Annotated in this window: 8 protein-coding genes; 6 read left to right on the top strand and 2 right to left on the bottom strand. The window is 47.3% G+C overall.

Annotated features, from left to right (window positions below; all coding sequences use genetic code 11):
* The first annotated feature begins 7 nt into the window (after nucleotides 1-7).
* From GJQ68_RS23305 to GJQ68_RS03425, 6 genes are all read left to right on the top strand, one after another.
* Nucleotides 8-259 (top strand): hypothetical protein, encoded by a 252-nt coding sequence (locus tag GJQ68_RS23305; protein ID WP_235941042.1) that lies wholly within the window; start codon nucleotides 8-10, stop codon nucleotides 257-259.
* Complete coding sequence (locus GJQ68_RS03445) at nucleotides 243-2,921, top strand: DUF6797 domain-containing protein (protein ID WP_235941040.1); 2,679 nt, start codon at nucleotides 243-245, stop codon at nucleotides 2,919-2,921. Before GJQ68_RS23305 ends, GJQ68_RS03445 begins: the two co-directional genes overlap by 17 nt.
* Nucleotides 2,922-2,947: 26 nt before the next feature.
* Nucleotides 2,948-3,850 (top strand): isochorismatase family protein, encoded by a 903-nt coding sequence (locus GJQ68_RS03440; RefSeq protein ID WP_162415913.1) that lies wholly within the window; start codon nucleotides 2,948-2,950, stop codon nucleotides 3,848-3,850.
* A 197-nt stretch (nucleotides 3,851-4,047) separates the two neighbouring features.
* The gene (locus GJQ68_RS03435; protein WP_162415912.1) at nucleotides 4,048-7,146 is read left to right on the top strand and encodes a SusC/RagA family TonB-linked outer membrane protein; all 3,099 of its coding nucleotides are present in this window, start codon (nucleotides 4,048-4,050) and stop codon (nucleotides 7,144-7,146) included.
* Nucleotides 7,147-7,222: 76 nt separating this feature from the next.
* Nucleotides 7,223-8,884 carry a RagB/SusD family nutrient uptake outer membrane protein gene (locus GJQ68_RS03430; protein ID WP_162415911.1) on the top strand — a complete coding sequence of 554 codons (1,662 nt, stop codon included), beginning with the start codon at nucleotides 7,223-7,225 and terminating at the stop codon, nucleotides 8,882-8,884.
* Between the two features lie 429 nt (nucleotides 8,885-9,313).
* Nucleotides 9,314-9,505: a hypothetical protein gene (locus GJQ68_RS03425; RefSeq protein WP_162415910.1), complete on the top strand. Its 192-nt coding sequence runs from the start codon at nucleotides 9,314-9,316 to the stop codon at nucleotides 9,503-9,505.
* A 284-nt stretch (nucleotides 9,506-9,789) separates the two neighbouring features.
* Here GJQ68_RS03425 and fdhD read toward each other — a convergent pair whose 3' ends face one another.
* Complete coding sequence (gene fdhD / locus GJQ68_RS03420) at nucleotides 9,790-10,638, bottom strand: formate dehydrogenase accessory sulfurtransferase FdhD (RefSeq protein ID WP_162415909.1); 849 nt, start codon at nucleotides 10,636-10,638, stop codon at nucleotides 9,790-9,792.
* Nucleotides 10,635-12,980 carry an FdhF/YdeP family oxidoreductase gene (locus GJQ68_RS03415; RefSeq protein WP_235941038.1) on the bottom strand — a complete coding sequence of 782 codons (2,346 nt, stop codon included), beginning with the start codon at nucleotides 12,978-12,980 and terminating at the stop codon, nucleotides 10,635-10,637. Before GJQ68_RS03415 ends, fdhD begins: the two co-directional genes overlap by 4 nt.
* Nucleotides 12,981-13,489 lie beyond the last annotated feature (509 nt).

Here is a 13,489-nt window from a genome sequence, read left to right as displayed (position 1 = left end):
CCAAATCATGGCCTATAGTGCTGCCAATCCTGGCTTGCAACCTCCTAAAATTTTTGTATTTGAAACTTTTGGCAGTAATTTGGGAGGCACATTGCAAAACGCTATTAAAATCAGTTCAGAAAAGCATGAATTACGTCCATTCCAACGATCATATCCCAAAACACCAGATGCTAAGCCTACCAAGGTTACTATTATTTGCTGGCATCCTGTTTTTTTCTTGTCAGGAAAAAGTACCAGAAAAGATGATAACGGAAGTTGATTTTGAAAACGAAGCATTCGCTCCCTTTGTAGAACCCGGCTTCCCTTTTATTACCACTTCAATGGACGGCCGATCACTGGGAGAAGGCTTTCCAGAAAACAATATTTCAGCCCGTGTATTGGCTCTGCAACTGGGGAATGAAGCCTACGCCTGCTTTGACACGGATCTGCTGCGTTGGACGGTAGGCTGGACCGGAGATTTTATGCCCATGGTGACCATGGCTCAAATCTCCTACGATGATTTTCACAACAAGGGAAACCAGATTCCTACGATTGGAGGAGATCCTAAAGTGGCTACCGGAAGCTACCCGGGTTGGTCAGCGGGAGCCCCATTATTCTCTGATCCACGCTCACCTTCTCCGCACCCAAAGAGTCCTCCATGGGGACCCATACCTGCTGAAATGGGTCGTTATGAAGGCCTTTATACCTTGGGTCAGCAGGCGGTGCTGGCCTATTCTGTGGGGAATACCTTGATCCATGAGTTGCCTGGCAGTGTGGTTCGGGATGGTATGACGGCGTTTACCAGGTATTTTGATGTTTCTCCGGCTGATAGATCACTTTATTTGGTTGCGGCCGAAGTGATCGGCGCAGACCGTGTGGAGGAAAAAGGAAATAGCATCTTGATACACAGGGATGGAGAAATTACGGGACTTGGACTTCCGGCGGGCGTTTCCGGGGTCAGCTTGTCGGTTCAGGAAGAACGGTATTTAGTAGCAGAAGTAGCCCCCCATGCAGAAGCGATGGAGTTCGGCTTGGTGGTTTGGAAAGGAGATCAGGAGCATCTCGCTGCTTTTGAAGAAGCAACCTCCGAATTTGAGGCAGCAATGCCAGCAATAGATCAGGGTGGCCCGGCTTATTGGACCGAAACGGTGCTTACCAAAGGACAAATTTCTCCGGATACGGCTGCTTTTGTTACCGACAGGCTTACCCTGCCGGTACCCAATCCCTGGAAGCGAAACGTCCGGCTGGTAGATATAGGGTTTTTTGATGCCGATAAAGCAGCCCTGGTCACCTTCGAAGGAGATGTATGGATCATGAACGGCTTAGAGGAGGGGTTGGGCCGACTCGCATGGTCCCGATTTGCCTCGGGGCTGTACGAACCACAGAGCTTGGAAATTGTAGATGGAAAGGTGTTCGTCTATGGAAAAGACGGCATCACCCGGCTTCACGACCTGAACGGGGACGGGGTAGCGGATTGGTATGAAAATTTCTCCAATGCCATGGCCCAATCCATAGAAACCAGAGAATGGGCCTCCAGTATGGTAGCCGATCCGGAAGGCGGGTTCTACATTTCCAAATTTGGAGCGCTGGATATGGGGCCGGAAACCTCTTCACCCAAATCCCTGATGGGGTTCCGATCTGCCTCTCATCACGACGGGTCCGTTCTGAAAATAGCTTCTGACGGCCGGTTGGTGGAACAGTTTGCCTCGGGATTCAGGGGGCCTTACCTGGGTATTCATCCGGAAGAGGGTTGGCTAACGGGGTCTGACCAACAAGGGCATTACATGCCTTCCACTCCGGTGATGTTGATCCGAAAGGGGGATTACTACGGGGTGCCTGCCACGGCCCATCGGGATCCGATCCCGGAAGTCACTCCACCGATCACCTGGATTCCGCATAACGAGGATCGTTCCGGAGTGGGTCAGATATGGGTTAATAGTACCAAAATGGGGCCTTTAAATGGGCAGTTGCTCCACCTTTCCTACGGCCGGCCGGGCCTTTTTCAAGTGAAAATCGACAGTGGTTCACAGGTGGTGCAAGGCGGAGCAAACGTGATACCGGGGACCTTTCCCGCCCCAGCGATGAAAGGGAAAGTGCATCCGGGGGACGGACAGGTTTATTTTACCGGATTTTCACTTTGGGGGCATAATTCCGATGTTTTAAGTGCGCTCCTTCGGCTTCGGTACACTGGAGAAGAGAATTTCATGCCCCGCGAATACAAAGTGCGGGACGGGGGGATCATTTTACGCTTTGATCAGGAACTGGATGAAACCGTAGCCCAGGATATTGCTGCTTTCAAGGTAAAGCGTTGGAATTACCAGCGTACGCAAAAATACGGGTCGGGTCATTACAAACTGGATGGCACGGTTGGAGAAGAATACCTGCCCGTATTGGAGGCAATCTTATCCGATGACCGCAAAGGCGTGTTTCTGATCGTGCCGCAAATCGCCGAAGTCATGCAGATGGAAGTAGCCTATGATTTGAAGACGAAAGCAGGCAGCTCCTGGTCGGATAAAGTGTGGATGACGGTCAACGAGGTGGTTCGGCCTGATTTGCTGGCGGAGGGATTTAGTAATGTAAGCGAAGGAGATTTAAATCAAGACTATGAGGCTTCGCTTTTAGAAGGTACAGAAGGAGAAGCACCGGATGCCGTTCGTGGAAAGGAATTGTTTATGAATTACGGATGCATTGCCTGCCATGCCGTGGAGGGAAGTGGCGAAGGAAAAATAGGACCCAATGTAAACGGACTTTATGGTTCCGAAAGGGAGTTTACCGATGGAAGTTCCGCAACCGCTGATGAGGACTACCTCAGAGAGTCCATTGTGGATCCGGGTGCCAAGGTGGTCAAGGGTAGGGAAGGGGAGATGCCTTCTTTTCTGGGAGTATTATCTGAAAATGACATTGATTCTATTATATTGTATTTTAAAACATTGGAAAAATAAAGTATCTTACCGAAAAATCCGGTACGATGAAACCTATCTTTTGTGTATTGTTTGTGATTGCCATGATGTCATCCTGCCGGCAAGGCAGGAATGACGGCACCCGTGAAGAAATCACTTCCGAAACAAATTTGATACAGGTTAACCTCAGAAAACAGGTCGCTATAAACAGCGAAAACGTAGCCTGGGAAACCAGGGAGTATGAGGAGGATTGGGAGCCCTCAAAAACCGCCTTTATCATTACCGATATGTGGGACCAACATTGGTGCGAGAGTGCCACCAAACGAGTAGGGGAGTTGGCACCTGCCATGAATGCCACCATCGCTGCAGCCCGGGAGAAAGGGGTCACCATTATCCATGCTCCCAGCGGAACGATGGATTTTTATACCGATGCGCCCCAGCGAAAGGCAGCTCAAGCGGTAGCCTACCATGCAGCACCTGAAGCTTTTCCCATCAATGACTGGTGCTACCTGGATCCGGATAATGAAGCCCCCTTGCCCATTGATGACAGTGACGGTGGTTGTGATCAACCTTGTTCCAATGGAGAGCCCTGCGAAGAAAGAACCGCCTGGACACGGCAAACTCCCGAAATACAGGTTGTCGAAGGGGATTTTATATCCGATCAGGGGCAGGAAATCTTCAATATCATCCAATCCAGAGACATAGAAAATATTGTCGTCATGGGCGTTCATTTAAATATGTGTGTGCTGGGCAGGCCCTTCGCTATCCGGCAGATGGCCAATTTGAACAAGAATGTCGTTTTGATGAGGGATATGACCGATACCATGTACAACCCGGAAATGCCTCCTTATGTGAGCCATTTTGAGGGCACTGATATGGTAGTGGCGCATGTAGAAAGATACTGGGCTCCTTCCATGCTCAGCACCGATTTTACAGGGACTTCTGCGTTTCGTTTTAAAGGAGCAGAATGACCTGTTTTTCATTGATTTGTTCAGTTTCTAGGGACATCAAATTTTAATTTTTACCAAACCGGTCTTGCGAGCTCCATTATTTTTTTATTAAGTTAAAGCTACCTTCGAATCCAAATAGTGATCAATTAATAACCTCAAATAAATCCTGTTTAAAGATCGATTATTGAACTTTGCACTTCAATAAAACAAGATCACTAATGGGAAAAAAACTACGATTACTAGGCCTGTTGTTATTGCTATTTAGCAGTATCGCAACGGCGCAAAACACGGTGGAAGGTGTGGTATATGACGATGGAGAACAGGCACTCATCGGTGCTGTGGTAACGGTCAAGGGAACCACCAAAGGGACGGTCACGGATATTGACGGAAAATTTAGCCTGCAACTGACTGATGAAGAGAAGGAGATTTTGGTCTCCTATGTGGGATTTATTCCGAAAGAGATTTTGGTAGGCAACCAAAGCTATCTGGAGATCCGTCTTCAGGCAGATGATTTATTTTTAGAAGAGTTTATCGTCACGGGCTATAGTTCCCAAAAGAAAAAGGATCTGACCGGTGCGGTTAGCAGTATCGACATGGAAGAACTATCCAATATCCCTGCGGCTAGCGTAGACGCCATGATTCAGGGCCGGGCCGCCGGGGTGAGTGTGGTTTCAGACAATGCCCCGGGAGGAGGAGTAGCCGTCCGTGTAAGGGGTTTCGGTACCATTCGCAATAACGATCCCCTGTACATAATTGACGGGGTTCCGACTACTTCTGGAATTAACATGATTAATCCCAATGATATTGCAACCTTTCAGGTACTGAAAGATGCGGCCGCTGCGTCTATTTACGGTTCTCGGGCAGCAAATGGGGTGGTGATTATCACCACCAAAAAAGGTAGGTCAGAAGAAACCAAGCTGAATTTCAACAGCTATGCGGGAATACAAACAGCTTTTAACCTGCCTGAAATGCTGAATGCCCGGGAGTATGGTGAGTTACTCTGGGAAGCTACTCTTAATGATGGCGGACAGCCCTCCAGTGATGTGTACGGGTCAGGACCGGAGCCTGTGATTCCGGAATGGATAGACGAGGAGCAAACCATTCCTTCGGCCGATGTAGATTGGGTTTCCGAAATATTCAGACCTGCGCGCATCCAGTCGTATAACCTGGATTTCTCGAAAAACACTTCCGATGCAAATCATTTCGTTTCTTTTAACTATTTCGAACAGGAAGGTTTAATCAAACATACTGACTTTAAGCGGGTGTCTGCCAGATTCAATACCGAGTACAAGGTGTTGGATCGGCTAACCATAGGAGAAAACCTGACGGCCGCCTACACCTGGAATACCGATGTGACGACCAATGCTGCCCTGGGAAGTGTTGTATACGATGCGTACCGATTTCCTTCCATTTCTCCGGTCTACGATATCAATGGAGATTTTGCCGGATCGGCTACCAGCGATAACCAAAATCCACTGGGAAGGTTATACAGAAATAAGGATAATGTCAGAAAGAATTTAAAGCTTTTTGGTAATGTGTACGGCTTACTTGAATTGGCCGAGGGGCTGGAGGTAAAAACCAACTTAGGAATCAATTTTGAGAATTATAATTACCGGAGGTTTAATCCTAGTTTTGAGGAGATTTACACTCAGCGGGTACTGAGCGATATCAGTACCTCTAACAGCTACCAATACGAATGGGTATGGTCGAATACGGTTAATTATAATCGTAGTTTTAATGACCACCAAATTGGCTTCCTTGCAGGGATCGAAGCGATTTCCTATTATCGGGAGGGTTTTTCTGCCAGCAGGTTTGGTTTTCCGTACGATGATCCGAATTTCAGGTACCTGGACGCAGGAGATGGTGCTGACCAACGGAATTCCGGGTCCGCATCGGACTGGTCCTTGTTTTCCTACTTTACCAAAATGAATTATTCGTATGCCGACAAATACCTGGCTTCTCTAACATTACGGAGGGACGGGAGTTCCAAATTGGCAAATAACCGATGGGGGACGTTTCCTGCCTTTTCCGCAGGTTGGCGACTTTCAGAGGAGGAGTTTTTTGATTTTTCTATTGTTGATGACCTGAAGATAAGGGCAGGTTGGGGCGAAACCGGAAATCAGGATATACCGCCTTATTCGACTTTTTCCAGCTACAGAAGCTACCCCAATTACTCCAACTACCCCGTATCCGGTTCGCAAAATAGCGTGGACCTAGGGCTAACCGAAACAAGAAATGGCAATCCAGATCTGAAATGGGAAACGACCACGCAGACTAACCTTGGATTGGATGCCACCTTGTTCAATCATCGGCTTGGAGTAAATGTGGATTATTTTATCAAAACTACCCGGGACATGCTGATCGAAAGACCACTAACGCCCATGTTGGGAGGATCCAATATTTCTACCTGGGATAATGCAGGGGAAATGCAAAATAAAGGAATAGAGTTGAACCTGCAATATTTTGGTAAAGAACGAGGTGAGTTTAACTATTCCATAGGACTGAACCTAACGGCCATTCAAAACGAGCTAATATCTTTGCCGGAGGAAGTAGATTATATTGCCCTTCCCAGTTCCCTGTTGCACACTGTGAATTTCGGACAGGAGGTGACCCGGTCAGCAGTCGGACAGCCCATTGCCTCCTTTTATGGATTTGAATCCTTGGGTATTTTTTCCGGTCAGGAAGAAATTGCAGCTCATGCCACCCAGCCTAATGCCCAGCCGGGAGATTTAAAATTCAGAGATATAAATGAAGATGGTGTGATAGATAGTCAGGACAGAACCTTTATTGGTAGCCCTCATCCGGATTTGATCATGGGTTTAAATTTTAATGGTAACTACAAGCAATTTGATGCCTCCTTCTTTTTCTATGGAAGCTTTGGAAACGAGACCTATGACCTTACCCGCTATTACCTGGATTTCTTCAACCTGAGTGCCTATAACAAAAGTGTTCGGGTTGCGGATGCCTGGCGTCCGGACAATATGGATTCCAGCATTCCCCGCTTATCGCTGAATGACCGGAATAACAACATTCGCCCCAGTTCCTATTTCGTGTCCGACGGGTCATTTCTGAGATTGCGAAACATGCAAATTGGCTATTCCCTTCCCGAGGCCCTGGCGAGTAAGTACAGCCTTAGCAATTTAAGGGTGTACCTGCAAGTGCAAAACCTCTTTACCATTACCGGTTATAAGGGGCTGGATCCGGAGATTGGATTACAAAATTACGATTCCGAAATGCGCAACCTGGATATTGGGGTGGACAGGGGCATTTACCCTCCGAACAGAAACGTTACTTTGGGAGTAAATCTCACATTATAATAAAAAGAAAGCCTTTATAAATCAACGCAGTCTCTTTTTAAGGATTCGTTAAAAGGTTTTGAAAACATCTACAGACATGAAAAATACACAATCTATACTGAGTTTATTGGGTTTGATGCTATTGCTCTTTTCCTGCTCCGAAGCCTTTTTGGACGAAGAGCCCATTGGTGAAATATCGCCGGATCAAATTCTCAGGCCTGAAAATCTGGAAGGAGCGATTATTTCTGCCTATAGTATTTTAAACGGCCAAATGGACAATGCCTCTAGTGCATTTAATTCTCCGGCTTCGAACTGGAATTTTGGAGACGTTGTTTCGGATGATGCCTACAAAGGAGGGGGAGGCACCGGTGACCAGAATCAGATCCATCAGATGGAGCTATTTCTTACTAACCCTTCCATCAGAGATGTGGAAAGGAAATGGCTCGCACTTTATGAGGGTGTCAAGCGAGCAAATCTGGCCATTCGGTTGATTCAGGAAAGCGGTGAAATGGAGGCAACCTTGGCTAATCGGCGACTGGCTGAAATGCATTTTCTGCGAGGACATTTCTATTTCGAACTGAAAAAAATCTATAACCGCATTCCCTACGTGGACGAAACAGCAGTTACGAGTGAAGATTACTATGTGTCCAATACCAGTTTAAGTGATGACGAACTTTGGGGAAAGATAGCCGAAGACTTTAATCAGGCATTTGATGGGTTACCTGAAAGCGCTGAAGAGCCCGGTAGGCCGGGAAAATGGGCGGCGAAAGCCTATCTGGCAAAAATATATTTGTATCAGGAGAATTGGTCCGCTGCGGAAGCCGCCGCCGATGAAGTAATCAGCAGCGGCCAATACGAGTTGATGCCTAATTTCAGGGAGGTGTTTTTGCCTGAAAATGACAATGGACAGGAAATAATTTTTGCCGTACAACATGCCATCAATGATGGGTCGCCTAATAATTATAACGGATCTATTGGGGATCGATTAATGGCTCCGGGAGGTCCTTTTTATCCGCAATACGGTTTTCTCCGACCAAGTCAAAATTTGGTGAATGCCTACAAAACGAATAGCCTGGGCCTACCGGTTGGAGATAATGTGATTCCCGAAGAGGGCCAATCGTTTGATCCCAGAGTTGACCACACGCTGGCTCGACCCGGAATTCCTTACCTGGATCTGGGTATCAATTACGAGGCTTCCTGGGCAAGAGATTTAGCCACCTATGGGCCGTACGGTCCTAAAAAGCGAATGGTATCGGCTCTTTCACCACACCACCTCCAAATATGGCCTTACGTCAACAGCTTAAACTATTACATTATCCGATACGCGGACCTGTTACTCTGGAAAGCCGAAGCGGCCATCCAAACTGGTGATTTAGAAGAAGGCAGAACGTATATCAACATGGTTAGAGAACGTGCTAAACTCGGAAGCAGGGTCCTGAATCTGGACGGTACCTCCGAAGCGGATAGCTATCTAATTGACACCTATACCACCCCTTTTGCCGGTAAAGAAGCTGCACTTGCTGCACTTAAGATGGAAAGAAGGTTGGAATTCGCGCATGAAGGTCATCGGTTTTTTGACCTGGTACGATGGGATGAGGCGGAAACGGTTTTATCAGCATACTTTGAAGTAGAGAAAGAGCGAAGACCCCATCTGAGTGGGGCGGCCTTTACAGCAGGTAAAAACGAATATTTCCCCATTCCCCAGAATCAGATTGATTTGGGAAGAGAGCTTATAACCCAAAATCCTAATTATGAATAAGGGCTGAAATTCTTGGGTCTTATGGTCTGTACTTAATTATCCCCACTCTGTGTGACGAGTCTGTCTAAGTTTCATCAAATGGCATTCTGACAGTCGGGTTTAAGTGAAATGATTTCAAAAATACGCAAAGCGGCTGTCAGGTTGACAGTCGTTTTTGACGGATTCTTTTCATGAATTATTTGGCATGTGATTTGAAATTCGGGTTGACAGATGGTTAATGGTTGTTGTCAGTTTTTGACAATAGGTAACCCATTGAAACAATTAATTTGATGTTTTACTTAAAACTTACATGCCATGAAAAATGTGATTAGTAAAAATGGAATGCTTACGCTCGTCCTTCCGAAAAGGGAAGAGGATTGAAGAAGACCCATTAAGATAATCGATATTTCCTGAGAAAGACCTATTATTCATTGTAACGATTCCTGAATTATGAAAACTTCTTATTTGGATTATTATAAAATGATTTTAAAAAAGGTAAGTTTTGATTATGGCCTTTTGAGGAAAGAGCTTCGAAAAGCGAATCAAATACTCACCCAGGAAGAACGATCCAGTTTAAGAAAATGGATGTTGCAAAACGGGCTTCATGCAGATGCCACAGGCAAAACCTCCGTGGCGGCATAACAGCTCCCTGTTGTCGATTTGGCTCTCGAGAAGTGATGATTTTTAGAACCATCAGATGCCCTTTAGGTACGATCGGATTTGATGTTCAAATGGCCCGGGTTATTCGGGCCTTTTTTATTTTGACAGGTTCGTTACCGGTCCTCAGAATGCAGAAAAAATACCCGGATCAGGGTATTTTTAATACCCCCAGGCTTTCTACCTTTGTAAAAGGTGATAAATAAACTTTTCGAAATGGATTTTTCCATTGCAAATGGTGGGTATTATTTTGTTGATTTTTTTACCCACTATTTTATCCTTTTTTCTCCACAGTAAATATTAAACCGGTCCTTCTTCAGAAATCCAATTAAGGTTTGGTTTTTTTCTTTGGCTAATCTTACGGCCAGGCTGGTAGGAGCGCCCAACGCTACCAATATCTGAATACCTGCATTTACTGCTTTTTGCACCATTTCAAAACTCACCCTGCCGCTAAGCAAAACCACTTTGTTTTTACGGAGATTAGTGCCTTGTCTGAGACCTGCTCCAATCAATTTATCCAGGGCATTGTGGCGCCCCACATCTTCCCGGAGTAGAAGCAGATCACCCGTATCGTCGTAGAGGGCGGCCGCATGGAGTCCTCCTGTATAATTAAACCCCGTTTGCTCGGTATTCAGCTTTTGAGCCAGGGATCGAACCGTTTCCGCCGATATTTTCCGGTCCGAATGGAACGGTAATCCAGCCGCTTCGCAGCTCACCGCATCAATGGCCGTTTTCCCGCATACGCCACAACTGGAGTGCGCGAAAAAATTTCTATTCAGTTTCCCGGGGTCAAAATCCAAGTCCGGAATCAACCTGACCCGAACCACATTTCCCTTTTCCTCGGGTTTGACCCGCTGACAATAGCGAATCCACAGGACCTCTTTCTCCTGATGGATGATTCCCTCCGCAAAAAGAAACCCCATCACCAGGTCAAAATCCTGTCCGGGGCTTCTCATGGTTACCAGCAGGTCGTTGCGATGCCATTCGCCGTATTTTTCGTACTCCAATTGGATTTGCAGCGGCTCCTCTACCGCGACCAAATCCGAAATGGGTTCCTTTCCATCCTGGTTTTGCTTTTGGATGGTCCAGGGAATTACAAGCCCTCCGTTTCCGCTCATGGCTTCATGATTTCCAAATGAACTTCTACAAACTTGGAAGCCGGGCACTGGCTCTCGCCGGAGCGGTTTCCAAGGGCTACCAACACATTTCCTTCGGGGAAGTAAACCGCCAGGCAGCCCCTCGTGATGGCATAGGGTACGACTTGAAACCCTTCCAGGGTACGTTCCTCCCCTTCAAAGATACTGGTGAGCTTCACCCGATCTCCAGCCTTGCACCCGTATTCCTGCATGTCGTCGGCATGCATCATGACCACCTCCCGGCTATCGGCAATTCCCCGATACCGGTCATCATAGCCATACACCGTGGTATTGAACTGGTCATGGCTGCGAATGGTCATAAGGGTAAAGGGAGTTTTCGGAGCCAAGTAGGCGGGCAGCGGATTGACCGTTAGTTTTGCTTTTTGATCCCTGGTGTGAAAGGTACCTTCCCGGGCGCCGTTTGGAAGGTAAAATCCTCCAGGAATACGTGCCCGTCGATTATACTGCTCAAATCCCGGTATGACTTCTTCGATTTTGTCCCGTATTCGGTCATAATCGACCGTCATTCCCTCCCAATCCGTCGGGTTGTCTTTTCCCAGGACAGCCCTTGCCAAACCGCATACAATGGCTACTTCACTTTTGAGCTGACCGGATGCGGGTTCCAGGTCACCCTGAGACATGCGAACCCGGCCAGCCGTATCCTCCGTACTGACCCACTGTGGTCCGGCCAAACTGATATCCTTTTCCGTTCGGCCCAGGCAGGGAAGTATCAGCGCCGTCTTCCCATGGATCAGGTGGCTGCGGTTTAACTTGGTGGAAACCTGAACAGTCAGGTCACATTGCTGCAATCCCTGGAATACCTTGGCGGTGTCCGGGGCTGCCAGGGCAAAGTTGCCTCCCATTCCAAAAAATACCCGGGCTTTGCCGGAGAGCATGGCTTCCACCGCGCCCACCGCGCCAACACCGTGGTGCCTGGGAGGATTGAATGAAAATGCCTTACCCAACCGATCCAGGAAGCTATCGGGCATTTTCTCCCAAATGCCCATGGTGCGGTCCCCTTGCACGTTGCTATGGCCTCTAACCGGCAGCGTTCCGGCCCCTTTTTTGCCAATAGAACCTTTCACCAAAAGGATATTGACGATTTCACGGATCGTATTTTCTGCATTGCGGTGTTGGGTGATGCCCATGGCCCAGGCGATGATGATTTTCTTGCCGGAAGCAAGCAGCTCGGCGGCCTCCCTGATTTTTTCTTCGGGCACACCACTCGCTACTATTAATTCCTCCAGGTCAGTGGTACCTAAATGTCGGATCAGTTCCTCATAGCCGCTGGTCTGCTGCTGAATAAAAGCATGGTCAAACACATTGTTGCTACCGTTGGCATCCGCTTCTAAAAGCATTTTGAGCAAGGCTTTTAAAAGGGGCAGGTCGCCATTCAGTTTTACTTGTAAGTGCAGGTCATGGAGGACGGTTGGTTTGCCCACCCATTCCCAGGGTTTTTGGGGGTTTCTGAATTGGATCAGCCCTGTTTCGGGAAGAGGGTTTACCATAATGATTTTCCCGCCGTTTCGTTTTAGTTTTTCCAGGGAAGTGAGCATCCGCGGCGCATTGGTTCCGGGATTTTGCCCCAGCACCAGTAGCAGGTCTGCTTCCGGAATGTCGGCCAGGGTCACGGAAGCTTTTCCAATCCCAAGGGTTTCGGACAGGGCCTTGCCGGAAGCTTCGTGACACATATTCGAACAATCGGGCAGGTTATTGGTCCCAAATTGCCGGACAAAACATTGGTAGAGAAAAGCGGCTTCATTGCTCGTTCTGCCGGAAGTATAGAACAGGGCTTTATCCGGGTGGTCCAATTGGTTGAGTTTATCGGCAACAAGGGCAAAGGCCTCTTCCCAGGAAATGGGGCGGTAATGGCTGGCGTTTTCCTCCAGGACCATGGGTTGGGTCAGGCGACCCTGCTTTTCCAGCCAATGGTCGGATTTTTCTGCTAACTCCTTGATGCTAAATTGCTCGAAGAAGGAAGGTTGTATTCGTTTGTAGCCCGTTTCCCAAGCCACCGCTTTGGCCCCATTTTCACAATATTCAGCTATTTTAGATACCTCCTGGGCATCAGGGTCCGGCCAGGCACAACTGGGGCAATCAAAGCCCTTGGGTTGATTGAGTTTAAACAAGGTCTTTATCCCTCTGCCCACATGGGTTTCCTCCCAGATGCTTCGGGCAACAGATTGGATGGATCTGGGACCGGCCGCAATTTTACCGGGAGGGCATATTTTTACTTTTCTTTTTGGGTCCATGCTTTCAGAGTCTTTTAGGGTCTGGGGAATGTTTACTGCTTCTACTCTAAAGAAACATAAACTTTTCAGCATTCCCATTTAAAACGTAAGAAAAACGTTACTCCCGCAATCCTAGCCATTTTTCCATTGAAAAAACAATCCAACCGGAGGAATCCACCAGGATCATTGATCCAAACCCATTTTTTCAAGGTAACCATCCCATTTTTGAGTTTTTTTATTTGTTCCTGCTGATTCAACGCAATGATCAGGTTCAAACCAGTTTCTACTGTGGCTTTTTTAGCCCAGTGGCCAGCAATTTTCAGGGCGCTTTGGATCCATTTTTCATCCAAAAATTTGCTTACTTGAGAAAATCACCAGGTGATCCTCGATAAAGCTGCGATTAATTGGACAAGCCATGTGGGCTTCCGCCGCTATCGAATAGGATGCGAACTATTTTCGCTGCAAATCGCATTCAACATCCCCCAATAGGCCTGGATATGGTCCCAGTAATGATATCAAGCATCCCGGAGGAATCAGCATTGCTGTCCGTGATTTTCCCGGAAAATCTTCATCTAAGAATTCTTTTGCAACAGGCGGTATTT

The sequence above is a fragment of the Cyclobacterium roseum genome, assembly GCF_010119225.1.
In the GTDB taxonomy this organism is placed as follows: domain Bacteria; phylum Bacteroidota; class Bacteroidia; order Cytophagales; family Cyclobacteriaceae; genus Cyclobacterium; species Cyclobacterium roseum.
The sequence above is the reverse complement of the archived record's forward strand: the minus strand, read 5'-3'. Positions and strand labels throughout refer to the sequence as shown.

Excerpts from the sequence above, each read along its gene's own strand:
- GJQ68_RS03445 (WP_235941040.1), top strand. The coding sequence starts at position 243 with ATGATAACGGAAGTTGATTTTGAAAACGAAGCATTCGCTCCCTTTGTA.
- GJQ68_RS03435 (WP_162415912.1), top strand. The coding sequence starts at position 4,048 with ATGGGAAAAAAACTACGATTACTAGGCCTGTTGTTATTGCTATTTAGC.
- GJQ68_RS23305 (WP_235941042.1), top strand. The coding sequence starts at position 8 with ATGGCCTATAGTGCTGCCAATCCTGGCTTGCAACCTCCTAAAATTTTT.
- GJQ68_RS03425 (WP_162415910.1), top strand. The coding sequence starts at position 9,314 with ATGAAAACTTCTTATTTGGATTATTATAAAATGATTTTAAAAAAGGTA.
- fdhD (WP_162415909.1), bottom strand. The coding sequence starts at position 10,638 with ATGAGCGGAAACGGAGGGCTTGTAATTCCCTGGACCATCCAAAAGCAA.
- GJQ68_RS03440 (WP_162415913.1), top strand. The coding sequence starts at position 2,948 with ATGAAACCTATCTTTTGTGTATTGTTTGTGATTGCCATGATGTCATCC.
- GJQ68_RS03430 (WP_162415911.1), top strand. The coding sequence starts at position 7,223 with ATGAAAAATACACAATCTATACTGAGTTTATTGGGTTTGATGCTATTG.
- GJQ68_RS03415 (WP_235941038.1), bottom strand. The coding sequence starts at position 12,980 with ATGCTGAAAAGTTTATGTTTCTTTAGAGTAGAAGCAGTAAACATTCCC.